This window comes from Citrobacter koseri ATCC BAA-895, assembly GCF_000018045.1.
GTDB lineage: Bacteria > Pseudomonadota > Gammaproteobacteria > Enterobacterales > Enterobacteriaceae > Citrobacter_B > Citrobacter_B koseri.
This window is the reverse complement of the sequence record NC_009792.1, coordinates 1,850,884-1,873,344: the sequence shown is the minus strand read 5'-3', so window position 1 is coordinate 1,873,344 and position 22,461 is coordinate 1,850,884. Positions and strand designations below refer to the sequence as shown.

At 54.0% G+C, this 22,461-nt stretch carries 28 protein-coding genes; 12 read left to right on the top strand and 16 right to left on the bottom strand.

From position 1 onward, the window contains the following. Positions 1-78 precede the first annotated feature (78 nt). A complete protein-coding gene (locus CKO_RS08545; protein WP_024130446.1) occupies positions 79-306 on the top strand; it encodes a YceK/YidQ family lipoprotein in 228 nt (75 codons plus the stop codon). On the opposite strand, the gene CKO_RS08540 is transcribed toward CKO_RS08545, so the two are convergent. The 3 genes from CKO_RS08540 to CKO_RS08530 form a co-directional block, all read right to left on the bottom strand. Continuing rightward, positions 307-681 (bottom strand): MysB family protein, encoded by a 375-nt coding sequence (locus tag CKO_RS08540; protein WP_012132878.1) that lies wholly within the window; start codon positions 679-681, stop codon positions 307-309. A gap of 81 nt (positions 682-762) precedes the next feature. Beyond that, complete coding sequence (gene mdtG / locus CKO_RS08535; RefSeq protein ID WP_012132877.1) at positions 763-1,983, bottom strand: multidrug efflux MFS transporter MdtG; 1,221 nt, start codon at positions 1,981-1,983, stop codon at positions 763-765. Positions 1,984-2,146: 163 nt separating this feature from the next. Beyond that, positions 2,147-3,067 carry a Kdo(2)-lipid IV(A) acyltransferase gene (locus CKO_RS08530; protein ID WP_012132874.1) on the bottom strand — a complete coding sequence of 307 codons (921 nt, stop codon included), beginning with the start codon at positions 3,065-3,067 and terminating at the stop codon, positions 2,147-2,149. Positions 3,068-3,285: 218 nt separating this feature from the next. Here CKO_RS08530 and trhO point away from each other — a divergent pair, with 218 nt between their 5' ends. After that, entirely contained in the window at positions 3,286-4,338 is a 1,053-nt protein-coding gene (trhO, locus tag CKO_RS08525) for an oxygen-dependent tRNA uridine(34) hydroxylase TrhO (protein ID WP_012132873.1), read from the top strand. Positions 4,339-4,573: 235 nt separating this feature from the next. Here the strand turns inward: trhO and CKO_RS08520 are convergent, their stop codons facing one another. The 10 genes from CKO_RS08520 to mdtH all read right to left on the bottom strand — a co-directional run bounded on the left by CKO_RS08520 (position 4,574) and on the right by mdtH (position 12,077). Then, a complete protein-coding gene (locus tag CKO_RS08520; protein WP_012132872.1) occupies positions 4,574-5,149 on the bottom strand; it encodes a YceI family protein in 576 nt (191 codons plus the stop codon). Beyond that, complete coding sequence (locus CKO_RS08515; protein WP_012132871.1) at positions 5,146-5,718, bottom strand: cytochrome b; 573 nt, start codon at positions 5,716-5,718, stop codon at positions 5,146-5,148. Before CKO_RS08515 ends, CKO_RS08520 begins: the two co-directional genes overlap by 4 nt. Positions 5,719-5,980: 262 nt before the next feature. Next, positions 5,981-6,094: a YceO family protein gene (locus tag CKO_RS08510; RefSeq protein ID WP_047457560.1), complete on the bottom strand. Its 114-nt coding sequence runs from the start codon at positions 6,092-6,094 to the stop codon at positions 5,981-5,983. Between the two features lie 50 nt (positions 6,095-6,144). Beyond that, positions 6,145-7,263: an N-methyl-L-tryptophan oxidase gene (gene solA / locus CKO_RS08505; RefSeq protein ID WP_012132868.1), complete on the bottom strand. Its 1,119-nt coding sequence runs from the start codon at positions 7,261-7,263 to the stop codon at positions 6,145-6,147. 194 nt (positions 7,264-7,457) lie between these two features. Next, a complete protein-coding gene (bssS, locus tag CKO_RS08500) occupies positions 7,458-7,712 on the bottom strand; it encodes a biofilm formation regulator BssS (RefSeq protein ID WP_012132867.1) in 255 nt (84 codons plus the stop codon). Positions 7,713-8,002: 290 nt separating this feature from the next. Beyond that, positions 8,003-8,248 carry a DNA damage-inducible protein I gene (gene dinI, locus CKO_RS08495; RefSeq protein ID WP_012132864.1) on the bottom strand — a complete coding sequence of 82 codons (246 nt, stop codon included), beginning with the start codon at positions 8,246-8,248 and terminating at the stop codon, positions 8,003-8,005. Positions 8,249-8,326: 78 nt separating this feature from the next. Next, entirely contained in the window at positions 8,327-9,370 is a 1,044-nt protein-coding gene (gene pyrC, locus CKO_RS08490; RefSeq protein ID WP_012132863.1) for a dihydroorotase, read from the bottom strand. Positions 9,371-9,474: 104 nt separating this feature from the next. Then, positions 9,475-10,035 (bottom strand): lipoprotein, encoded by a 561-nt coding sequence (locus tag CKO_RS08485; RefSeq protein WP_024130445.1) that lies wholly within the window; start codon positions 10,033-10,035, stop codon positions 9,475-9,477. Between the two features lie 122 nt (positions 10,036-10,157). Then, entirely contained in the window at positions 10,158-10,805 is a 648-nt protein-coding gene (gene grxB / locus CKO_RS08480) for a glutaredoxin 2 (RefSeq protein WP_024130444.1), read from the bottom strand. Between the two features lie 63 nt (positions 10,806-10,868). Beyond that, entirely contained in the window at positions 10,869-12,077 is a 1,209-nt protein-coding gene (mdtH, locus tag CKO_RS08475; protein ID WP_012132860.1) for a multidrug efflux MFS transporter MdtH, read from the bottom strand. A 360-nt stretch (positions 12,078-12,437) separates the two neighbouring features. Between mdtH and rimJ the strand changes: the two genes are divergently transcribed. The 4 genes from rimJ to murJ all read left to right on the top strand — a co-directional run bounded on the left by rimJ (position 12,438) and on the right by murJ (position 16,381). Then, on the top strand, positions 12,438-13,022 hold the full coding sequence (gene rimJ / locus CKO_RS08470; protein WP_024130443.1) for a ribosomal protein S5-alanine N-acetyltransferase: 585 nt from the start codon (positions 12,438-12,440) through the stop codon (positions 13,020-13,022). A 10-nt stretch (positions 13,023-13,032) separates the two neighbouring features. Then, a complete protein-coding gene (locus tag CKO_RS08465; RefSeq protein WP_012132857.1) occupies positions 13,033-13,680 on the top strand; it encodes a YceH family protein in 648 nt (215 codons plus the stop codon). Position 13,681: 1 nt separating this feature from the next. Further along, complete coding sequence (locus CKO_RS08460; protein WP_012132856.1) at positions 13,682-14,605, top strand: Gfo/Idh/MocA family protein; 924 nt, start codon at positions 13,682-13,684, stop codon at positions 14,603-14,605. 240 nt (positions 14,606-14,845) lie between these two features. After that, positions 14,846-16,381, top strand: a complete 1,536-nt coding sequence (gene murJ, locus CKO_RS08455) for a murein biosynthesis integral membrane protein MurJ (protein WP_024130442.1) — start codon at positions 14,846-14,848, stop codon at positions 16,379-16,381. A 102-nt stretch (positions 16,382-16,483) separates the two neighbouring features. Here murJ and flgN read toward each other — a convergent pair whose 3' ends face one another. The 3 genes from flgN to flgA form a co-directional block, all read right to left on the bottom strand. Continuing rightward, positions 16,484-16,906 (bottom strand): flagella biosynthesis chaperone FlgN, encoded by a 423-nt coding sequence (flgN, locus tag CKO_RS08450; protein WP_012132851.1) that lies wholly within the window; start codon positions 16,904-16,906, stop codon positions 16,484-16,486. Between the two features lie 4 nt (positions 16,907-16,910). Further along, positions 16,911-17,204 (bottom strand): flagellar biosynthesis anti-sigma factor FlgM, encoded by a 294-nt coding sequence (gene flgM, locus CKO_RS08445; RefSeq protein WP_012132850.1) that lies wholly within the window; start codon positions 17,202-17,204, stop codon positions 16,911-16,913. Between the two features lie 92 nt (positions 17,205-17,296). Beyond that, on the bottom strand, positions 17,297-17,956 hold the full coding sequence (gene flgA / locus CKO_RS08440; RefSeq protein WP_012132849.1) for a flagellar basal body P-ring formation chaperone FlgA: 660 nt from the start codon (positions 17,954-17,956) through the stop codon (positions 17,297-17,299). A gap of 157 nt (positions 17,957-18,113) precedes the next feature. Between flgA and flgB the strand changes: the two genes are divergently transcribed. The 6 genes from flgB to flgG are packed head-to-tail and all read left to right on the top strand — an operon-like array spanning position 18,114 to position 22,452. After that, on the top strand, positions 18,114-18,530 hold the full coding sequence (gene flgB, locus CKO_RS08435) for a flagellar basal body rod protein FlgB (protein WP_012132848.1): 417 nt from the start codon (positions 18,114-18,116) through the stop codon (positions 18,528-18,530). A 3-nt stretch (positions 18,531-18,533) separates the two neighbouring features. Then, the gene (gene flgC, locus CKO_RS08430; RefSeq protein ID WP_012132847.1) at positions 18,534-18,938 is read left to right on the top strand and encodes a flagellar basal body rod protein FlgC; all 405 of its coding nucleotides are present in this window, start codon (positions 18,534-18,536) and stop codon (positions 18,936-18,938) included. Positions 18,939-18,949: 11 nt separating this feature from the next. Beyond that, positions 18,950-19,648 carry a flagellar hook assembly protein FlgD gene (flgD, locus tag CKO_RS08425; RefSeq protein WP_012132846.1) on the top strand — a complete coding sequence of 233 codons (699 nt, stop codon included), beginning with the start codon at positions 18,950-18,952 and terminating at the stop codon, positions 19,646-19,648. Positions 19,649-19,674: 26 nt separating this feature from the next. Further along, positions 19,675-20,880 carry a flagellar hook protein FlgE gene (gene flgE, locus CKO_RS08420; protein WP_012132845.1) on the top strand — a complete coding sequence of 402 codons (1,206 nt, stop codon included), beginning with the start codon at positions 19,675-19,677 and terminating at the stop codon, positions 20,878-20,880. Between the two features lie 20 nt (positions 20,881-20,900). Further along, positions 20,901-21,656 carry a flagellar basal-body rod protein FlgF gene (flgF, locus tag CKO_RS08415; protein ID WP_012132844.1) on the top strand — a complete coding sequence of 252 codons (756 nt, stop codon included), beginning with the start codon at positions 20,901-20,903 and terminating at the stop codon, positions 21,654-21,656. A gap of 13 nt (positions 21,657-21,669) precedes the next feature. Next, a complete protein-coding gene (gene flgG, locus CKO_RS08410; protein ID WP_012132843.1) occupies positions 21,670-22,452 on the top strand; it encodes a flagellar basal-body rod protein FlgG in 783 nt (260 codons plus the stop codon). Positions 22,453-22,461: the final 9 nt, after the last annotated feature.

Sequence of the window (22,461 nt, the reverse complement as noted above, 5' to 3'; positions counted from 1 at the left end):
GCGCTGACAATTATCTGAAAATACCGGCCTGCTGCCGGTATTTTTTTATACTGAACAAAACGACGAATGAGGTATCCGGTGCGAATAATCGTGGTTGGCGTAATGGCGCTACTTCTGAGCGGGTGCGGCAGCATCATTAGCAGGACGATCCCCGGACAAGGGCACGGCAATCAATACTATCCCGGCGTGCAGTGGGATGTCCGGGATTCCGCGTGGCGCTATGTCACGGTTCTCGATCTGCCGTTTTCACTGGTTTTTGATACGCTGCTGCTGCCGCTGGATATACACCACGGCCCTTATGAGTAGTTAACGCTCATCCCACTCATCCGCCGCAGTCTGGCCTTCTTCGGTATCCAGAGGCGGCTCGAGCTGAAATTCACCGTCATCCCACTCATGCAGAGTGTTCTCTTCCAGCCACTCTTGACGAATCTCTATCTCATCATAATCGCCGTCAAAGACGCTTTGCGCCGCTTCGCCACTCAGCATTGGCAGACATTCGCCTTCTTCGCCCTCATCGGCAAAAAACTCGGCTTGCCACATGATGTCGCCATCCTGTAGCACGTATTTCTGGATATTGAGTTGTTGAACATTGGCTTCATCTTGTTCGAGTTCCGGGTTGTCAGCCAGAAACTCTTCACGGGCTGCATCAATGGCTTCTTCCAGCGTAGCGTACATAGTCATCACTGTCTCCCTTTGATTTGATGAGGTATTCAGGGAAAGAATAGCTGATTCTCCGGTTTTGCAAGTATGAAAGCGCAAAAATCATTTTGCCGCGAGGGTCTCTCTGCGCCGCCGCAGGCTGTTCCACGAATAAATTGCGTTGAACAACACGACGCCTGCGGTGACGCAAAACACGGCGCGAAAACCGTAGCTGGCAGAAATAGCCGCCCCCATTAACGGGCCTGTGACGTTGCCAATATCGCGAAATGACTGGTTGTAACTGAAGATGCGCCCGGCGATCTGATTGCTGGCGTTATAGACCAGCAGAGTCTGTACGGCAGGGAGCAGGGCGCCGTCCGCCGCGCCAAGTAAAAAGCGCAGCACGCCAAGCTGCCAGGGCGTTTGTACGAATGACATCGGGATCAGCAACAGGACAGAGATAATCAGGGCGGTAATCAGGATCTTTTCGGGGCCAATGCGATCGCCCAGTTTGCCGAGCCGGGGCGCGCTGAGCAACGCCGCCACGCCGGGCACCGAGGCGATCATTCCGCTGATAAATGCGATATTGCTGACGTTACCGGCTAGCTCTCTCACATATAACGTCAGAATAGGCGCGATCGATCCGGTTGCAACCTGAATGATCAGCGTGGTGACGAACAGACTCAAAACCAGCTTTGGGTTTTTTAGTGAGCCAACGACTTCCCGGACGTGCAACATCTCCTTTTTGCTGACAGGCTGAAAACGCTCGCGAGTAAAAAAGAGCGTCAGTAAGAAACAGACCAACAGCACGCTGGCGGTGATGAAGAAGACAGGGCGTAATCCGTACTGGTCGGCAAGTAATCCGCCCGCCAGAGGGCCGAGCAACGCGCCGCTGACGCCGCCAGTAGAAAGCGTTCCTAACGCCCAGCCGCTCTTATTACGCGGCACCTGAGTGGCGATAAGCGCATTTGCGTTTGGCACAAATCCGCCGAGCAGACCTAACAATGCGCGCAGGAGCAGAAACTGCCAGATGTTCTGCGCCAGCCCCATCAGCAGCATAACTATCGCCATGCCGAGGGCTGAGCGCAGCAGCATGATCTTTCGTCCTTTGCGATCGGCCAGCCCGCCCCAAAAAGGCGAGGCAATAGCGGAAAACAGGAAGGTGATACTGAAAACCAGCCCCGACCACATATTCAGCGCGCTGTGGCCCGTTACGCCGAGCTGCTCAACGTAGAGAGGTAAAAATGGCATCACCAGGCTAAACGCCGCGCCGGTCAAAAAACAGCCCAGCCAGGCTACGGTGAGATTGCGTTTCCAGTTTATGGGGACATCAGAGGGTGACATAGCGATCCGCAGTGTGATGCGCTGTTTGCGCTATCATCAGAATAAAAATAAGGCAATACTCTCTTATTATGCGCCTGCCTGCTGAGGGCGGCAATGTGAGTAGCTTTTAAAGCTAAAAGAGGCGATGAGAAGGTGCAACCGTCGCCCGGCTGCACCTGATGAATCAGTAACGGGAAGGCATACCTTCAGGACGCGTTTTGAAACGGCGGTGCAACCACATGTATTGCTCGGGCGCCATCATGATGCATTTCTCTACGATCGTGTTCATCCAGGCCGCGGTGGTTTCGGCGTCATCCAGCGGTGGTGAGCATTCCGGCGGCAGGAGAATCAGCTCATAGCCTTTGCCATCGGGTTTACGACGCGGAACAAACGGCACCAGACAGGCGTTGGACATCCGGGAGAGCATCCAGGTTCCTGACGTGGTGGCGGCCTGTTCCACGGCAAACAGCGGGACAAACACGCTGGCGCGCGGGCCATAGTCATGGTCCGGCGCATACCAGACCACTTCACCTTTTTTTAGCGCTTTGATCATGCCTTTCAGGTCTTTGCGATCGAGCATCGACTTGTTGGAGCGCATACGTCCCCAGGTCTGTAGCCAGTCGAGCAACGGATTGTCATTCGGACGATAAACGCCAATGCCAGGCTGTTGCAAACCAAACTGGCGCGCGCCCAGCTCCAGCGTCAGAAAGTGCAGGCCAACCAGCAGAATCCCTCGCTCCCGGGCCTGAACGTCGCGGATATGCTCAACGCCGCTGACATCTGTCCAGCGTGAAATACGGCGGTCGGACCAGAACCAGGCCATGCCGGTTTCCATCACGCCCATCCCGACAGACTCGAAGTTCTTCACCACCATCTGGTGGCGTTCTTGCTCGCTCATCTGCGGAAAGCACAATTCAAGATTACGATGGGCGATGCGGGCGCGGCGCTTCATAAAACGCAACGCCAGACGTCCCATTGCACAACCCAGTTTGTAAATCACCGGGTAGGGCAATTGCACGACCAACCAAAGAGCACCAATACCCAGCCAGGTTAACCAATAACGTGGATGCAGTAGCGCAACGGAGAACTTAGGTAAATTCGTCATCTCTATCCTGTCTGTAAACGAGCAATTCCCTGTATTGTCGCATTTTTTCGTGTACAGCAAAAATTTGTGGTTGGAGAACGACGATAAAAGCGGCAATTGTTGTTAATTTCTTAGTATGAAGAATGAAATGTAGCGCAAAATGTGTGGATGTAAATTGGCGATGTTTGCTTTATGATGCCGCCCGATTTCATTTTTACTGATTGCAGGATACGTACACCATGCCAGTGTTACACAACCGCATTTCGAACGATGCGCTTAAAGCCCGGATGTTAGCTGAAACGGAGCCGCGCACGACCATCTCTTTTTATAAATATTTCACGATCGTCGATCCGCAGAGCACGCGCGACGCGTTGTACCAGATGTTTACCTCGCTGAATGTTTTTGGTCGCGTTTATCTGGCGCGTGAAGGTATTAACGCGCAGATCAGCGTGCCGCAAAGTCAGGTCGCGGCGTTTCGTGAGCAGCTGTATGCGTTTGATCCCGCATTAAACGGCTTGCGTCTGAATATTGCGCTGGACGATGACGGTAAGTCCTTCTGGGTGCTGCGTATGAAAGTACGCGAGCGGATTGTGGCCGATGGTATCGACGATCCGAATTTTGATGCCAGCGACGTTGGCGAGTACCTGAAAGCGGCGGAAGTGAACGCCATGCTGGACGATCCTGATGCCGTGTTTATCGACATGCGTAACCACTACGAATATGAAGTGGGGCATTTCGAAAATGCGCTGGAAATTCCGGCTGACACGTTCCGCGAGCAGTTGCCGAAAGCTGTTGAAATGATGCAGGAGCATAGAGACAAGAAAATCGTCATGTACTGTACGGGCGGTATTCGTTGTGAAAAAGCCAGCGCCTGGATGAAGCATAACGGTTTTAACAAAGTGTGGCACATTGAGGGCGGCATCATTGAGTACGCGCGTAAGGCGCGCGAGCAGGGACTGCCGGTGCGTTTCATTGGTAAGAACTTTGTGTTTGATGAGCGCATGGGAGAGCGGATCTCTGATGAGGTTATCGCGCATTGTCACCAGTGCGGCGCACCGTGCGACAGCCATACCAACTGTAAAAATGATGGCTGCCATCTGCTGTTTATTCAGTGCCCGGCTTGCGCCGAGAAGTTTAAAGGCTGCTGTAGCGAACTGTGCTGTGAAGAGAGCAGTTTGCCGGAAGAGGAACAGCGCCGTCGCCGCGCTGGCCGTGAGAATGGCAATAAAATCTTCAATAAATCGCGTGGCCGCCTGAATACCCAACTGGGCATTCCCGACCCGGCGGAATAACGTAGCGCCATCCGGCATTACGCCCGGTGGCGCTTCGCTTACCGGGCCTACAATATGTGCTGAAGGCGACGCTGTCATCCGGCATTGCGCCCGGCGGCGCTCTGCTTACCGGGCCTACAATATGTGCTGAAGGCAATGCCGTCATCCGGCATTGCGCCCGGTGGCGCTCCGCTTACCGGGCCTACAATATGTGCTGCTGTAGGCCGGATAAGGCGAAGCCGCCATCCGGCATTCGTTACTTCTGCTGTACGCCTTCCACCGAGATAATCAGATCGACTTCCTGCGATGCAGGGCCGAGGTCGGTGGTGATGTTGAAGTCTTTCAGCTTAATTTTACCTTCCGCTTCAAAGCCCGCGCGCTTCCCGCCCCACGGATCGTCACCCTGGCCGATCAGCTTCGCTTCCAGCGTGACCGGTTTGGTGACGCCATTGAGCGTCAGGTCGCCGGTGATATCCAGCTCGTCGCCATCTTTTTTCACGCTGGTCGAGGTAAACGTCGCCTGCGGGAATTTCGCCACGTTCAGGAAATCAGCGCTACGCAGGTGCTTATCACGCTCCGCATGGTTGGTATCAACGCTGTTGGTGTTAATGGTGACGTTCACTTTATCCGCAGCCGGATTTTTTTCATCGAAGGTAAATGTCCCGTCGAAATCTTTGAACGTCCCGTACAGCCAGCTGTAACCCAGGTGCTGGATACGGAAGTTAACGAAGGCGTGTTGTCCCTCTTTATCAATTTTATAGTCTGCCGCGATTGCAGAACCAGTGGTGAATAACAGGGAAGCAAAAGTCAGTCCCAGCAGGCTTTTTTTCATTTTTCAACTCCATAGTCAGGCGACGATCTCCCCAGCATACGCTTCAGGGTGTCGTCTTTATCGATGAAATGGTGCTTCAGGGCCATTAGCCCATGCAGAACGGACAAAATCACAACGCTCCAGGCCAGCCACAGGTGCAGACTACCGGCAAGATCGGCCTGAGCGCCCGCGTCGGCCAGCGTGGCGGGCACGTCAAACCACCCAAACACGCTGATCGGTTTGCCGTCGGCGGTTGAGATCAGATAGCCGCTGATCACAATGGCGAAGAGCAGAAGATACAGCGCAAGGTGGCCCACCGCCGCACCCAGACGGGTCAGGCGTGAATAGCTTTTCAGCGCCTTTGGCGGTGGTGAGACGAAACGCCAGAAAACACGTATAACCAGCCCCATCATTAGCAGGATGCCGATACTTTTATGCAATTCCGGCGCCTGGTGATACCAGCCATCGTAATAGCTGAGCGTCACCATCCATAAACCCAGGGCAAACATGCCGTATACAACAATGGCGACCAGCCAGTGAAGCAATACAGAAATGGCGCCATAGCGCTGAGGAGTATTTTTGAATTGCATAAACACACCAATGGATATTTCAGGAGAGAATGAAAATGACCTGTTAGAGACATTAATGCAACTAATAAATAACAATCATGGCGATATTTGTTTTTATTTCAATAAAATTGATTGAATTTGTCATTGTGCGTCAGAAGATTCGAGGTGATTAGCGGTTTTATCTATATAGGGCAGGAGGGCGGGAGGTTTCTTATTGGTCAAATTATTACAATGAAAGTTAGAGTAATCTCAGGTTTTGTCAATTTTTGTCAGCTGAAATAAATTAAAAGAACATGATATAAATAATGTCCATGATGGCCAGCAGCGACCATAAAATAACGTAGAGCATAAAATGCTCACGAATATTATTGATCAGATAGTGAAAAATACGACGCACAGCCTGACTCCTCAAAAAGAAACGGCCCCGTTTGCGAGGCCATTGGGTCATTATTGCGTAAAGCGGTTCAGTTTGAATGGCGTCAGGTCAAAAGCCGGCGATTTACCCTGCGCGAAATCGGCGGCAATCTCGCCCAATACCGAGGCGAACTTAAAGCCGTGGCCGCTCAGACCGGTGACGATCAGCGTATTATCATGTCCCGGTAATGTATCGATAATAAAATCTTCATCCGGGGAATTATCATAGGTACAGGCGGCGCCGTTCAGGCAGCAGCCAATGCCGGGCAGGATAGTGCGCAGGAAGGGGAACGCTTCGGAACCATCGCTGGCGACGGCGGCAAACGGCTTGCGCTCTTCCGGTGAGTGAATCAACTGACCACCGTTGTGTTTTCCTATTTTTAATGCGTCGTTTTCGGCGGGAAAACCGTAATACTGATCGCCGTTCGGGAGTTCTCCAGTGAACGCCGGGAAGTTATTTTTCATGCTGTAGCGCCCGTCAGCCTGATACCAGGCAAAAACTTTACGAACGGGTTGGATGGGGAGTTCCGGCACCAGCGCCTGTACCCATGTACCGGCACTGATCAGCACTTTCTTCGCGCGGTATTCGCCGTCAGCGGTTTCAACGGTAACGCCGTCGTTATCGTGGTGAAGGGCGGTGACGGGGCAGTTAAAGAGTTGCGCGCAGCCAGCCTCTTCGGCAAGGCGAACCCAGGTTTTGATCGCCAGTTCACTGCGCAGAAAACCGGAGTCCATTTCGAACAGGCCAATGTAGTTGTCAGGGACGCGAATTTCAGGCCAGCGCGCCATGATGGCGGCGGCATCCAGTTGCTCAACGTTTAACTGCCATTGCTGTGCGCTATGCGCCACGTTCGCCAGAAATGGCGAGTCCGCCGGGCCGAGGTTTATGACGCCGGAGCGGACGAAGATGGGATCTTCATTATGCGTTGAAAGCTCTTCCCATAACGTTTGCGCACGCAGCACCAGAGGAACGTATTTCTCACCCTCGCCATAAGCGTGGCGGATTAACCGGGTATCGCCGTGATGGCTGCCCTGTTGATGTGGTGGCATATGGGCATCTGTCATCAGAACCTTCAGTCCGGCGCGAGTGGCATAATATCCGGCTGCGGCGCCGACGGAACCGCTGCCAATAATGATTAAGTCGTATTTCATCAGCTTCTCTCTGCTATCGCGATTATTGCAGGGTAAATAAGTGAATTGAGATATACAAGTTATACTCGTCATGCTTTCGGATTGCCGTCGCGGCGGCGCGTTTGTCGGCCGACTTTCTGTCAGTGGAATTATTGAGAGTATGAAACGATAAAGGCACCTTTTAAGGTGCCTTTGGGTGGAGGGGTCGCGTCACGTTAATGACGGCGATACTCATTTTCCTGGTAATCGCCAGATTCAATTTTGGCGATGCCTGCTTCTAATATCGAAATAAATTGTCTGGCAACATCGGTGGTTAACCAGAGCGTCTGACCAACTTCAGTCCCATCAGGGTCAGGGCGATTCGGGGTCTGGTAGTGCAAACGCAACATCAGCGCATCATAGCTGTCAACGGTGCTGATGTCCCATCCTACAAGCGGATGAGTCTGAATGACTTCATTATTCTTTTCCATTATGCCCCCTAATACGTGTTACAAGACAACGGTTTTCGAGGTTCAATGCGTGTTTTTTTTCTGAAGCAACTTCAGTATATCAATAAATAAGGCTATTCACTGGAAATTTAAAGGGTGACAGAATAAATTTCTTCTTTTTAAGAATTATGTGCACAATAAAACAGCATGTTATTCATATTTTTTTGGCATGTTGTGCAGTTATTTTGAGTAATGGATTAAAAAGCGACCAGTTGCGCAAATAAAAAAGCCGGGGCGACCCGGCAAAAACGAACATTACTGCATATCATTTTTTATTCATTGACGAACCAGTCATCCGCGCTTTCCCAGGTTTCCTGTAGGATTTCGCTGATGCGTTCTTTATCCTCTTTTGTCGCGCCAATGACCGACAAATTGTTGGCTGCGGCATAACGGACGACAACATTGCCCGCGTTATCTGGAAAAGAGTGATGGATACGGCGGGAGAGTTCACCGGCCAGCGCGTCAATCGCGCCAGCAGGCAAAGGTGACGTTTTCGCTATAGTGACTTCAATACGCATAATGGCCCCCTGTTGAATATACTGTGTATTTATACAGTTAACCTTTCCGGCTTACAACAGTTGGCCACATTTTTTTTATTATTTTACTGACCAGCGTACGCGCTCGCCGCCCAGGAAGGGCACCAGTGAGTCATCGGCAAGCGTGATGCTTTCCGGGACGAGCTGCTCTTCGCGTACCAGTTCAACGTAGGTTTCATTGACCGACAGGCCGTAGAACCGTGGCCCATTGAGTGAGCAGAACGCTTCAAAATGCGCGAGGGCGTTCATCTCTTCAAAGACCGTAGCGTAGCTGCCAAGCGCCGTCGGGGCATTAAAGCAGCCTGCGCAGCCGCAGCTGGTTTCTTTCCGATGACGGGCGTGCGGCGCGGAGTCGGTACCGAGGAAGGCACGGCTAAATCCGCTGGCGACCAGTTCACGCAAGGCCTGCTGGTGGACGTTACGTTTGAGGATCGGCAGGCAATACAGATGCGGGCGAATGCCGCCGACCAGCATATGGTTGCGATTAAACATCAGATGCTGTGGCGTGATGGTGGCGGCTAACAGCTCGTTGCCGTCGCGAACGTACTCTGCGGCATCTTTGGTGGTAATGTGCTCAAATACAACCTTCAACGCCGTCAGACGCTGGCGCAGCGGCTCCATCACCGTTTCAATAAACCGTGCTTCGCGGTCAAAAATATCGATATCAGCATGGGTAACTTCGCCGTGTACCAGCAACGGCATGCCGAGTTTTTCCATGCGCTCCAGTACCGGCATGATCGTATCGACAGAGGTGACGCCGTGGCTGGAGTTGGTGGTCGCGTTGGCCGGATAGAGTTTTGCTGCGGTAAAGACACCTTCGCGGAATCCGCGCTCAAGCTCATCAGGATCAAGCGTATCCGTTAAGTAGCAGGTCATCAGTGGGGTAAAGTCATGCCCGGCAGGAACGGCATCAAGAATGCGCTGGCGGTATGCGATGGCCGCATCGACCGTCGTAACAGGCGGCGCCAGGTTCGGCATCACTATCGCGCGGCCATAAATTTCACTGGTGTAAGGCACGACAGTTTTTAACATGTCGCCATCGCGAAGGTGAACGTGCCAGTCGTCTGGGCGGCGGATCTTTAAAACCTGGGATGGTGCAGTCATTAATATGCTCCGGCTGGGGGATAGTCATTTTTGCCGGAAACCAAGGATAAGCGGAAACGTTTTCGTTTGCACGAAAAAAAAGGGCGCAAATGCGCCCTGGTGCGTTAGTCGGTGAACGGGATGATGATTTCGCCCGGTTTAACCTCTATGCCTTTGGCATATTTTTTCGCCAGCGCTTCGCCTTTGCTGCTGTCTTCACGCAAAACGTAGGCCGGTTGCTGATTAAAATAATTACGCAACGACTGATTCAGGTAAGGCATCAGCGTTTGCAGCACCGATTGCATTTTTTCCGGCGTTACGGTTGCATCCACCACTTCCATTTCTTGCAGATAAATCGCGCCTTTTTCTTTGTTAAAGACCGGTAGCGCTTTCAGCTTCAGTTTCATGGTGGCTTTCTGGCTGCCAAACAGGGAGCTCATATCCAGGTTCGCATCACCGGTTAGCGTGACTTTGTTGGGCTCTTCCCGGCCAATCTGGCTGCTGAGATTCGTCAGTACAATATGCGCATCCGCGATGCCCGGTAAGCCAATGTCTTTGGAAAAATTATTCCGTTTTTCAAGCGCCTGATTAATTTCTTGCTCGCTTACCGTGTACTGCGTGAGTTGGTTGCAGCCAACCAACAGGCCGCTAACCAACAATGCAGCGGCAAAGACAATCTTTTTCATGGGGTTCCTCAACATGATGCCCGTGTCGTAATCCTGACACAAAGCAGCATGTGGCACCAGCACGCCGCGCACCAGCAGAAAAAACTGAAAGGGTGGCGGCATGGCGCCTCCACCCACAAGCATTAGAGGGCCATAGACGATAACAGATTGATTTGCGTCTGTTTTGCCATGTTATCACGGTAATCAGCGACCCGGGTTGGCCAGTTTATGCCAGCGACCAGCGTCAGGTTACGTAATAACGGGAACAGATGAATATCGTCTTCAGACAGTTCACCGTTCACGGCATTAGGCTGCACAATCAATTTATCCAGCGCGCGCAGATCGTCGCTGATGTTTTTGATGAGCCCACTGGAATGCGCCAGATTTTCGCCAAAGTCGCCAATCATGGCCTCTTTTTTCTCGGTGAAGTATTTCCGCGCCGACGGCGTGGAAAACTCATCAAATGCCGATTTTGCGAAACGCGGAAGGAGCAGGCGATTGGCGTAACCGTTAACTTTGCGTAACCACTCATCAATCGCGGGGTTCTGTTTTCCGATCAGCAAGGGTTTGCCGTCAAGGTTGTCCACATAATGGACGATATCCATACTTTCGGGCAGATAACGGCTGTCGTCCTTTTGCAGAATGGGCGCCATTTTTTTGCCGATCATGCGGGTGGGCGTTGCGTCGTCGTCGTTTGCCAGGACGTTTAGCTCAACGGGAATATTTTTCAGGCCGAAAATCATGCGGGCTTTGATGCAGAAAGGGCAGTGATCGTAAATATAAAGCTTCACGTTTCTCCTCCATTTAACTGTCGGTTCTCTTTCAGTATGGAGGAGATGAAAGCAGGTATCAAATCAGGCGCCTGGCTCCAGCATGCCGCGTGGCGTCCGTTTGTGGCTGAATTGCCAACCGAGCGCAAGAAAGGTCATGATTCCGATTACCCCAAGCATCATCCAGGGCAGTTCAGGCTGTTGCAGCGCTTTCCCCATATCGAACAACCATCCTCCGCCGATATACCCTATCGCGCCGCCAATGGCTAAACCCAGTCGACTGAAGCCCATATAGCTGCCGCGCGCCCGCGCATCGGCCAGTGAGGCGCTGAGCGTTTCACGCGCCGGTTCCGCAATGACCGAGCCGATATAGAACGTGCAAATGAGCGTGAAGAGCTGCTGTAAATTACCGACCAGCCCGACAGGCAACATACTGAGCGACATCAGCAGCAGTCCGGCCATCAGGCGGTGCTCCAGGCGAAAACGTTTCTCGCTCCAGCGGGCGATTGGGTAGAGCAGCGTCAGCGAGAGGCAGGCTTCGATCGCATACATCCACTTGACGGCGGACGGTGATCCCGCGATGTCATTGACCATGATGGGCAGCATCAGCATTACCTGTACGGCCAGCATGTAGTATCCCGCCAGGGTCAGTACGTAAGTCACGAACCGTTTGTCCGCCATGACGCGCCCCATGCCCTCGCGTACCGGGATTTTCACCGTTGACAGCTTCCATGCCGGAAGCAACCAGGCGTTAAACGCGGCGCACAAAACGAACAGTACCGCCCCCGTCGCGCATACCAGACGAAAATCGTACTGTAACAACCAGCTACCCAATAGCGCGCCAGTCACGGCGCCCGCGCTGTCCTGCATCATCAACAGCGAAAAGAAACGACCGCGTTGTTCAGGGCGAATCAGCTTGACGACCAGCGCAGAGCGCGGCGGATCGAAAAGGGTGCCGCCAAGCCCGGAAAGAAAGCAGGAAAACCAGAGCAGCCAGGGCTCATGGGCGATCCCCATCGTCGCGAATCCGGCTGCGCGCATAAGCATCCCGGTAACAATCATTGGCTTCGCGCCAAAACGGTCGGCAATCGCGCCGCCAAAAATGCCCAGCCCTTGCTGGATGAACTGGCGCAGTCCGAGCGCAATGCCGACCATCAATGCCGCCCAGCCCATCTGGTCGACAAAGCGAATGGAGATCAGTGGAAACACCACGAAAAAGCCTAATACGACCAGCATATTATCGATGAGCAGGAAATATTTACCCAGGTTCCTGGCCTGCGAGACACGCGACATTTCCCCTCCCGGGAAAGACACTCGTCATCCTTCACGTCGCAGGCGCGTCGGCGGCGTTCGCGCTCCCCGGCCACGTATTTCTGTGCGCTTTCAGGGAGTGACTCGCTTGCCGCCGTCCTGCAACTCGAATTCTGTTGAGTTTAAAAGGTGAGCACCTTCTATTCTGCGGTGTCGGCGCGTTTTTTCCCACCTTTGCCGGGACAATATTTTTTTATCAAAAGTCCATCTTGATAGAGAGTTTTCATCAAAATGTGTGAATAAGCCAAAAAATGACGATTTGCACTTTTCACAGAGCGTACAGGCGCAGGTATAGTAACGTTATCAGGGTGTGAAGACGTTACGGGAAGGAGTAGGTATAGAATGTTTGGCTATCGCAGTAACGTGCCAAAAGTACGCTTAACAACCGACCGTCTGGTTGTGCGTTTAGTACATGAGCGTGATGCCTGGCGTCTGGCCGATTATTACGCGGAAAATCGTCATTTTTTAAAACCCTGGGAACCCGTTCGTGATGAAAGCCACTGCTATCCTTCGGGCTGGCAGGCGCGTCTGAGCATGATCGCCGAGTTTCATAAACAGGGTTCAGCGTTCTATTTCGCGCTGCTCGACCCGGAAGAGAAAGAGATCATCGGCGTGGCCAATTTTTCTAACGTAGTGCGTGGCTCATTCCACGCCTGTTATCTGGGATACTCCATCGCACAAAAGTGGCAGGGGCAGGGGCTGATGTATGAGGCCTTAACCTCGGCGATTCGTTATATGCAGCGTACGCAACATATTCACCGTATTATGGCGAACTATATGCCGCATAATAAGCGCAGCGGCGACTTGCTGGCGCGACTCGGCTTTGAAAAAGAAGGGTATGCGAAAGATTACCTGTTGATTGACGGACAGTGGCGCGATCATGTGCTGACGGCGTTGACGACGACTGAATGGACCCCCGGTCGCTAAGGAGAGGACGATGAAATACGAACTAACCGCCACTGAAGCGCGAGTGATTGGCTGCCTGCTGGAAAAACAGGTGACAACGCCGGAGCAGTACCCGCTCTCGGTTAACGGCGTGGTTACCGCCAGTAATCAAAAAACCAACCGTGAACCGGTAATGAACTTATCGGAACATGAGGTGCAGGAACAGCTTGATAACTTAGTGAAACGCCATTTTCTGCGAACGGTGAGCGGCTTCGGCAATCGCGTCACCAAATATGAACAGCGCTTCTGCAACTCCGAGTTTGGCAATCTTAAACTGAGTCCGGCGGAGGTGGCGCTGATTGCCACGCTGCTGCTGCGCGGCGCCCAGACGCCAGGTGAACTGCGCAGCCGTGCATCCCGCATGTATGAATTCAGCGATATGGCAGAAGTGGAATCGACGCTGGAACAGCTTGCCGCCCGTGACGATGGCCCTTACGTAGTGCGCCTGGCGCGCGAACCGGGTAAGCGTGAAAGCCGGTATATGCACCTGTTTTGCGGCGAAGTCGATGAACCGGTGAGTTCAGATGACGCGCCGCAGGCGGCGTCGGGCGATCTGCATGCGCGCGTTGAGGCGCTGGAAGGCGAAGTCGCGGAACTGAAACAGCGCCTTGATTCGCTCCTGGCGCACCTGGGAGACTAACGTGAAAAAATTACGTATCGGTGTTGTTGGGTTAGGGGGGATCGCCCAAAAAGCCTGGTTGCCCGTACTGGGCGCATCCGGCGACTGGACGCTACAGGGGGCCTGGTCTCCTTCGCGGGATAAGGCGCTGCGCATTTGTGAAAGCTGGCGGATGCCGTACGTTGAGTCGTTGCCAGCGCTGGCGTCAACCTGCGACGCCATTTTCGTCCACTCCAGCACGGCGACGCATTATGAGGTGGTGAGCGAACTGCTCAATGCCGGGGTTCATGTCTGCGTCGATAAACCACTGGCGGAAAACCTGCGCGATGCGGAACGGCTGGTGGCGTTGGCCGCGCGCAAAAATTTGACGCTAATGGTCGGGTTTAACCGACGCTTCGCTCCGCTCTACCGCGATCTGAAAGCGCAACTGGGCGCCGCCGCTTCTGTCCGTATGGATAAACACCGGACGGACAGCGTCGGGCCGCATGATTTGCGTTTCACGCTGCTGGATGACTACCTGCACGTTGTGGACACCGCGCTGTGGCTGACGGACGGCAAGGCGCAACTGAACAGCGGCACGTTGCAGACCAACGATCTTGGCGAGATGCTGTATGCCGAACACCATTTTTCGACGGATCAGTTGCAAATCACCACCAGTATGCACCGTCGCGCCGGGAGTCAGCGTGAATGTGTGCAGGCGGTGACGGACGGCGGCCTGTTTGATGTAACGGATATGCGCGAATGGCGCGAGGAACGCGGCCAGGGCGTGGTGCATAAACCCATTCCGGGCTGGCAGACAACCCAGGAACAACGTGGATTTGCCGGATGCGCCCGTCATTTTATTGAATGCGTGCAAAATCAGACGGTTCCTGAAACGGCGGGCGAACAGGCGATTCTGGCGCAGCGCGTCGTAGAGAAACTCTGGCGCGAGGCAATGAGCGAATAACGCCCTGTAACATCTGGCTGTAGTAATTCATCATAATCCAGGTACTATATGCCAACTCAAAATAACACCTCTTTCTGACAGAGAATGATGGCAAACCGTGGATCGTTCTGTCGGCCTGATAAGACGTTTTTACGTGGTTATCAGGCACAACGATATTGCCGGATGGCGGCGTAAACGCCTTTATCCGGCCTGCGGTCGGCCATGCAAGGGTTTTGCTCCAGGGTCTGGAATACAACACTGATGAATTTATTAAAATCGCTGGCTGCCGTCAGCTCGATGACCATGTTTTCGCGCGTGCTTGGTTTTGCGCGTGACGCGATTGTCGCCAGAATTTTTGGCGCAGGGATGGCGACCGACGCCTTTTTCGTGGCATTCAAGTTACCGAATCTGTTGCGGCGCATTTTTGCCGAAGGGGCATTTTCCCAGGCGTTTGTGCCGATCCTTGCAGAATACAAGAGCAAGCAGGGCGAAGAGGCGACCCGGGTTTTTGTCGCCTATGTCTCCGGCCTGCTGACCCTGGCGTTAGCCGTGGTGACGGTGGCCGGTATGCTCGCCGCGCCGTGGGTGATCATGGTAACCGCGCCGGGTTTTGCCGATACCGCCGATAAATTCGCCCTGACCACCAAACTGCTGCAAATTACCTTTCCGTATATTCTGCTGATTTCGCTGGCCTCGCTGGCGGGCGCGATCCTCAACACCTGGAACCGTTTCTCGATTCCTGCGTTTGCGCCCACATTTCTGAACATCAGTATGATCGGCTTTGCGCTGTTTGCCGCGCCGTATTTTAATCCTCCCGTACTGGCGCTGGCCTGGGCGGTGACGGTGGGCGGCGTGCTGCAACTGGTTTACCAGCTTCCTCATCTGAAGAAAATTGGGATGCTGGTATTGCCGCGCATCAATTTTCGTGACGCAGGCGCGATGCGCGTTGTGAAGCAAATGGGCCCGGCGATCCTCGGCGTTTCGGTAAGCCAGATATCTCTGATCATCAACACCATTTTCGCCTCGTTTCTGGCTTCCGGTTCGGTCTCCTGGATGTATTATGCTGACCGACTGATGGAGTTTCCGTCAGGGGTTCTGGGCGTGGCGCTGGGCACCATTTTGCTGCCTTCACTGTCTAAAAGTTTTGCCAGCGGCAATCATGATGAATATTGCCGTCTGATGGACTGGGGGCTGCGTCTGTGTTTTCTGCTGGCGTTGCCGAGCGCCGTCGCGTTGGGCATTCTGGCCAAACCGCTGACGGTATCGCTGTTCCAGTACGGCAAGTTCACCGCCTTTGATGCGTCGATGACCCAGCGCGCGCTGGTGGCCTATTCCGTTGGTCTGATCGGCTTAATTGTGGTGAAAGTTTTGGCTCCGGGGTTTTACTCGCGCCAGGATATCAAAACGCCAGTCAGAATCGCCATTGTGACGCTGATCATGACTCAGTTGATGAACCTGGCGTTTATCGGGCCGTTGAAACATGCCGGTCTGTCGCTGTCTATTGGTCTGGCGGCGTGTCTGAATGCGTCGCTGCTGTACTGGCAACTGCGCAAACAGAAAATCTTTACTCCACAGCCGGGCTGGACGTGGTTCCTGACCCGCCTGGTGATTTCCGTGCTGGTGATGTCCGCCGCGCTGGTTGGCATGTTGCATATTATGCCTGAGTGGTCAGAAGGGACGATGCTGTGGCGTCTGGCCCGACTGATGGCGGTTGTGGTTGTGGGGATTGCCGCCTATTTCGCCGCGCTGGCAGTGTTGGGCTTTAAAGTGAAGGAATTTACTCGCCGGACGGCATAGAGCCTCTATCCGGTCAATCGCCCGGTGGCGCTGCCGCTTACCGGGCATACGAGTTGTTCTGTGATCGTGTAGGCCGGATAAGGCGTAGCCGCCATCCGGCAATCAGATAGAGATTTTTTTCCCGCCACGGTGGGGAGAGGCGGTTTGACCGTTCGCGCCATACAGCGTCGGTTCCTGATGCGGTTTCAGCATGTCGAGCGCCTGATGATTCCGTTCAATCTGCCCTTCCAGCAGCCAACCATTATGTTGGTTGAGATCGCGTAAATGCTGCGTTTTTTCCGTAATCGCCTGCCAGCGTCTGGCGACATCATCATTAACGTTACGCTGCGCATCTTGTTCAAGACGGCGCTGCTGCTCCAGATAATCCAGCGTCGCCAGTAAAGAGCTTTTTTCTTCTGTAATACGCTGTAACTGGCTACCGTTAATGTGACCTACGGAGAGCTGCTGCTGCTCGGCATCCATCACCTTTTTCAGGTCATTGAGGACAGCCGTCATATGATCCAGAATTTCTGACAGACGAGTCATACGCTTATTTACTCTGTAAGTAGCTCTGCGCCTCGCGGATCAGCGAGTCTGCAATTTTACCGGTGTCCATCTTCAACTCACCGTTACGAATCGCCGTTTTCAGGGTTTCCACGCGCTCCATATTGATGTCGCTGGTGCCGGGTTGCATCAGTTTCGCCTGAGCATCGCTTAACTTCACACTGGTACTGGTCGTGGTTGACGCTTTTTCCTGACGCGCTTTTTGTACCGGCGCATCGCTGGTTTCGCGCGATTGGACAGTGCTAACGGGCTTCAAAGGTGAGGTACGGTCAATGCTCATTTATTTATCCTCATCGAGGGGTTACGCTGTAGCAGCCAGCTATCATCATTGGTTGATTATTTATCGGCAGCCACTACAAAATCTTTAACTCATTATAGATTAATAAGAATATTCCCATCAGGATCGACGGTTCCACTCACGACCTGGCCTGACAACATGCGTACGCGCGCGTTTTGCGCGACGGCGGCATTGTTCAGTGCCTGGCCTTCCGCATTGACGCTAAATCCGTCGCCGTTCGCCACCACCAGAACGCGCTGACCAGCTTTTATCCGCCATGCCTGGCGCAACATACTGAGCTGTATTGGCTGCCCGGGAACGAGGTCGCGCAAGCTGACGGCGTCCTGAATCTGGTTAATGTCCAGGACGGTTCGCGGGGGAAGCTGATCCAGCCGTCCGCGTTTTAGCGTGATGTTAGCCGGGCCAAGCGCACCGCCACGGGCGACGGGGGCCGCGGCAACAACGTAATTCCCCGTTGCCTGTACATTTACCTGTAGGTAGCGCTTTTCGTTCGCGCAGCGCGCCAGTACGTTCACATGCCCCCATAACTTCGCGCTTCCGGTTACGCTCAGCGCGGGCTGTTCGCAATTCGGCAACAGATTGGGCGACGTGCGGATCGTGACGACGACGTCATCGCTGAACCCTGCCAGACGCTGAGAAAACCAGTCCGTTAACTGGGCATTCAGATCCTGAGCCATCGTCAGGGGGCTGAACAGCAGCGCCAGCAGCGCTATTCCACGTTTTAACGTTTGCATCGTCACTTCCCGCCAGTTTAAGCAATGACAGGATTCTACCTGCGTACCACAAGCATCAACGCAACAAATAGCGACGCATTTTGCGTTTATTCCGGCGATAACGCGCGCGTGATGGGATTTAAGCTGTCGGCTGAATTTTGTCATTTGCGGAGGAGATATGCTCGATAAGCTCGATGCCGCCTTACGTTTTCAACAGGAAGCGCTGAATCTGCGCGCTCAACGCCAGGAGGTGTTGGCCGCCAATATCGCTAACGCCGACACCCCTGGGTATCAGGCGCGTGATATGGATTTCGCCAGCGAACTCAAAAAAGTCATGGTGCGTGGCCGGGAAGAAACCGGCGGAATCGCGTTGAAGCTCACCTCTGCACAACACATTCCGGCCCAGACCGTCGCGTCTCCTTCGGTGGATCTGCTCTACCGTATTCCTGACCAGCCGTCCCTTGATGGCAATACCGTCGATATGGACCGCGAGCGTACGCAGTTTGCGGATAACAGTCTGAAATACCAGACGGGCCTCACCGTGTTGGGTGGACAAATCAAAGGCATGATGAATGTGCTACAGGGAGGAAACTAATTCGTGGCGCTGTTAAACATTTTTGATATTGCCGGGTCGGCGCTCACCGCGCAGTCCAAACGTCTTAACGTGGCGGCCAGTAACCTGGCGAACGCCGATAGCGTCACCGGGCCGGACGGTCAACCGTATCGCGCTAAACAGGTGGTCTTTCAGGTAGACGCGGCGCCAGGGGCGGCAACCGGTGGGGTAAAAGTGGCGGACGTCATTGAAAGTCAGGCGCCGGATAAACTGGTGTATGAGCCTGGCAACCCGCTGGCGGACGCCAATGGGTACGTAAAAATGCCTAATGTGGACGTGGTCGGTGAAATGGTCAACACCATGTCAGCCTCGCGCAGCTATCAGGCAAACGTCGAAGTTCTTAATACCGTGAAAAGCATGATGCTTAAAACGCTGACATTAGGCCAGTAAAGGAGGCGCGTATGTCTATTGCCGTAAATATGAATGACTCGACCAACTCGGGAGTCGCATCCACCAGCAGTGGCAGTTCGCTGACGGGAAGCAGCGCGAGTGATTTACAAAGCAGCTTCCTGACATTGCTGGTCGCGCAGTTGAAGAATCAGGACCCGACCAACCCACTGCAAAACAACGAGCTGACCACGCAACTGGCGCAGATCAGCACCGTTAGCGGAATTGAAAAACTGAACACCACGCTGGGCGCGATTTCCGGGCAGATCGACAACAGCCAGTCGCTACAGGCCAGCACCCTGATTGGTCATGGCGTCATGATCCCCGGCACCACCATTCTGGCCGGTACGGGCACCGAAGAGGGCGCGACCATCACCACGACGCCGTTTGGCGTGGAGTTGCAGCAGGCAGCGGATAAAGTCACCGCCACCATTACCGACAAAGACGGCAAGGTGGTGCGCACGATCAATATCGGCGAGCTGAAGGCTGGCGTTCATACCTTTACCTGGGACGGTACGTTGGAGGATGGCACAAGCGCGCCAAACGGTTCCTATAACGTCGCGATCGCCGCCAGCAACGGCAGTACGCAGCTTGTGGCGCAACCGCTTCAGTTTGCGCTGGTTCAGGGGGTTATCCGCAACAGTAGCGGTAATACCCTGGATTTAGGGACCTACGGAACCACCACACTCGACGAAGTACGGCAGATCATTTAAGCCTTTACACTTATCAGGAGTAAGTCATGGCCTTTTCTCAAGCGGTCAGCGGTCTGAACGCAGCAGCGACCAACCTCGATGTTATTGGTAATAACATCGCCAACTCCGCCACCTACGGGTTTAAATCCGGTACGGCGTCTTTTGCTGATATGTTCGCGGGCTCCAAAGTGGGCCTGGGCGTTAAAGTCGCCGGGATTACCCAGGACTTTACCGACGGCACTACCACCAACACCGGGCGTGGTCTGGATGTTGCGATTAGCCAGAACGGTTTCTTCCGTCTGGTTGACAGCAACGGCTCCGTTTTCTACAGCCGTAACGGCCAGTTCAAACTGGATGAGAACCGCAATCTGGTTAACATGCAGGGGCTGCAACTGACCGGCTATCCGGCAACCGGAACGCCGCCGACGATCCAGCAGGGGGCGAACCCAGGCCCGATCACCATCCCGAACACCCTGATGGCCGCGAAGGCAACCACCACGGCGTCTATGCAGATCAACCTTAACTCCAGCGATGAACTGCCGTCGAAAACGCCGTTTGATCCGAGCGATGCGGATTCCTACAACAAAAAGGGTACCGTTACCGTTTTTGACAGTCAGGGTAACGCCCATGATGTGAATGTGTTCTTTGTTAAGACGCAGGACAACACCTGGGAAGTTCACACCATGGACAGCAGCGATCCAACCGCGACGCCGACGTTGTCTACCACGATGGAATTCAATGAAAACGGGATGCTGGTTTCTGGCGGTTCCGCCAATATCGTCACTGGCGCAATTAATGGTGCGGACCCAGCCTCTTTCTCCCTGAGCTTCCTGAATTCCATGCAGCAGAACACCGGTGCGAACAACATCGTCGCGACCAACCAGAACGGCTATAAGCCGGGCGATCTGGTGAGCTATCAGATCAACGATGACGGCACCGTAGTGGGTAACTATTCCAACGAACAAACGCAGGTTCTGGGGCAGATCGTGCTGGCTAACTTCGCCAACAATGAAGGTCTGGCTTCTCAGGGCGATAACGTCTGGGCGGCGACGCAGGCTTCAGGCGTTGCGCTGCTTGGTACGGCGGGTACGGGTAACTTCGGTAAGTTGACCAACGGCGCGCTGGAATCCTCAAACGTGGATTTGAGTAAAGAGCTGGTGAATATGATCGTCGCGCAGCGTAACTATCAGTCAAACGCGCAGACCATCAAAACCCAGGATCAGATCCTCAACACCCTGGTTAACCTGCGCTAAGCGCCTGACGGGATGGCTTAATGGATCACGCAATATATACCGCCATGGGCGCGGCCAGTCAGACGCTTAATCAACAAGCGGTGACGGCCAGCAACCTGGCGAACGCCTCCACGCCGGGTTTTCGTGCGCAACTCAATGCGTTGCGCGCAGTGCCGGTGGAAGGTCTCTCTTTACCGACGCGTACGCTGGTGGCTGCGTCCACGCCGGGAGCCGATATGACGCCCGGGCAGATGGATTACACCTCGCGCCCGCTGGATGTGGCGCTGCAACAGGATGGCTGGCTGGTTGTTCAGACCGCTGATGGTAACGAGGGATACACCCGTAACGGCAGCATTCAGGTGGACCCGACCGGGCAACTGACTATTCAGGGGCATCCGGTTATCGGTGAAGCCGGGCCGATTGCCGTTCCTGAAGGTTCAGAAATCACCATCGCGGCAGACGGGACTATCTCTGCGCTTAACCCTGGCGATCCGGCCAATACCGTCGCACCGGTAGGACGTCTGAAGCTGGTGAAGGCGCTTGGCAGCGAAGTGCAACGCGGCGATGACGGTATGTTCCGTTTAAGCGCGGCGACACAGGCTGCGCGTGGCCCGGTGTTACAGGCTGACCCGTCCATTCGCGTGATGTCTGGCGTACTGGAGGGCAGTAACGTGAATGCGGTGTCCGCCATGAGCGATATGATCGCTAACGCCCGCCGTTTTGAAATGCAGATGAAGGTTATCAGCAGCGTGGATGACAATGCCGGGCGCGCTAACCAACTGCTGTCGATGAGTTAATACAGGACATTTTATGATCAGTTCATTATGGATCGCCAAAACCGGCCTGGACGCGCAGCAAACCAACATGGATGTGATTGCCAACAACCTGGCAAACGTCAGCACCAATGGTTTTAAGCGTCAACGCGCGGTGTTTGAAGACCTGCTGTACCAGACGATTCGTCAGCCTGGCGCGCAGTCGTCAGAACAGACGACCTTACCTTCTGGTCTGCAAATCGGTACGGGCGTTCGCCCGGTCGCCACCGAGCGTCTGCATAGTCAGGGCAACCTGTCTCAGACCAACAACAGTAAAGATGTCGCCATCAAAGGGCAGGGCTTCTTCCAGGTGATGTTGCCGGATGGCACTTCTGCTTATACCCGTGACGGTTCTTTCCAGGTGGATCAGAACGGTCAACTGGTCACGGCGGGCGGCTTCCAGGTACAGCCAGCGATCACCATTCCGGCGAACTCGCTGAGCATCACCGTGGGTCGCGATGGCGTGGTAAGCGTAACTCAACAGGGGCAGGCCGCGCCGGTACAGGTGGGGCAGCTTAACCTGACCACGTTCATGAACGATACGGGTCTGGAAAGCATTGGTGAAAACCTGTACACCGAAACGCAATCCTCGGGTGCGCCGAATGAGAGTACGCCAGGGCTTAACGGTGCGGGTCTGCTGTATCAGGGCTATGTCGAAACCTCTAACGTAAACGTGGCGGAAGAACTGGTGAATATGATCCAGGTTCAGCGCGCTTACGAAATTAACAGCAAAGCGGTATCGACTACCGATCAGATGCTGCAAAAACTGACGCAACTCTAAGTGTCGTCC

Bases quoted from the DNA above. Each gene is read 5' to 3' on its own strand.
- rimJ (WP_024130443.1), top strand. From the start codon at position 12,438: ATGTTTGGCTATCGCAGTAACGTGCCAAAAGTACGCTTAACAACCGAC.
- flgD (WP_012132846.1), top strand. From the start codon at position 18,950: ATGTCTATTGCCGTAAATATGAATGACTCGACCAACTCGGGAGTCGCA.
- CKO_RS08530 (WP_012132874.1), bottom strand. From the start codon at position 3,067: ATGACGAATTTACCTAAGTTCTCCGTTGCGCTACTGCATCCACGTTAT.
- flgB (WP_012132848.1), top strand. From the start codon at position 18,114: ATGCTCGATAAGCTCGATGCCGCCTTACGTTTTCAACAGGAAGCGCTG.
- flgF (WP_012132844.1), top strand. From the start codon at position 20,901: ATGGATCACGCAATATATACCGCCATGGGCGCGGCCAGTCAGACGCTT.
- flgA (WP_012132849.1), bottom strand. From the start codon at position 17,956: ATGCAAACGTTAAAACGTGGAATAGCGCTGCTGGCGCTGCTGTTCAGC.
- mdtG (WP_012132877.1), bottom strand. From the start codon at position 1,983: ATGTCACCCTCTGATGTCCCCATAAACTGGAAACGCAATCTCACCGTA.
- flgM (WP_012132850.1), bottom strand. From the start codon at position 17,204: ATGAGCATTGACCGTACCTCACCTTTGAAGCCCGTTAGCACTGTCCAA.
- CKO_RS08485 (WP_024130445.1), bottom strand. From the start codon at position 10,035: ATGAAAAAGATTGTCTTTGCCGCTGCATTGTTGGTTAGCGGCCTGTTG.
- dinI (WP_012132864.1), bottom strand. From the start codon at position 8,248: ATGCGTATTGAAGTCACTATAGCGAAAACGTCACCTTTGCCTGCTGGC.
- flgG (WP_012132843.1), top strand. From the start codon at position 21,670: ATGATCAGTTCATTATGGATCGCCAAAACCGGCCTGGACGCGCAGCAA.
- CKO_RS08515 (WP_012132871.1), bottom strand. From the start codon at position 5,718: ATGCAATTCAAAAATACTCCTCAGCGCTATGGCGCCATTTCTGTATTG.
- flgE (WP_012132845.1), top strand. From the start codon at position 19,675: ATGGCCTTTTCTCAAGCGGTCAGCGGTCTGAACGCAGCAGCGACCAAC.
- flgN (WP_012132851.1), bottom strand. From the start codon at position 16,906: ATGACTCGTCTGTCAGAAATTCTGGATCATATGACGGCTGTCCTCAAT.
- bssS (WP_012132867.1), bottom strand. From the start codon at position 7,712: ATGGAAAAGAATAATGAAGTCATTCAGACTCATCCGCTTGTAGGATGG.
- CKO_RS08520 (WP_012132872.1), bottom strand. From the start codon at position 5,149: ATGAAAAAAAGCCTGCTGGGACTGACTTTTGCTTCCCTGTTATTCACC.
- solA (WP_012132868.1), bottom strand. From the start codon at position 7,263: ATGAAATACGACTTAATCATTATTGGCAGCGGTTCCGTCGGCGCCGCA.
- CKO_RS08465 (WP_012132857.1), top strand. From the start codon at position 13,033: ATGAAATACGAACTAACCGCCACTGAAGCGCGAGTGATTGGCTGCCTG.
- CKO_RS08540 (WP_012132878.1), bottom strand. From the start codon at position 681: ATGACTATGTACGCTACGCTGGAAGAAGCCATTGATGCAGCCCGTGAA.
- murJ (WP_024130442.1), top strand. From the start codon at position 14,846: ATGAATTTATTAAAATCGCTGGCTGCCGTCAGCTCGATGACCATGTTT.
- trhO (WP_012132873.1), top strand. From the start codon at position 3,286: ATGCCAGTGTTACACAACCGCATTTCGAACGATGCGCTTAAAGCCCGG.
- mdtH (WP_012132860.1), bottom strand. From the start codon at position 12,077: ATGTCGCGTGTCTCGCAGGCCAGGAACCTGGGTAAATATTTCCTGCTC.
- pyrC (WP_012132863.1), bottom strand. From the start codon at position 9,370: ATGACTGCACCATCCCAGGTTTTAAAGATCCGCCGCCCAGACGACTGG.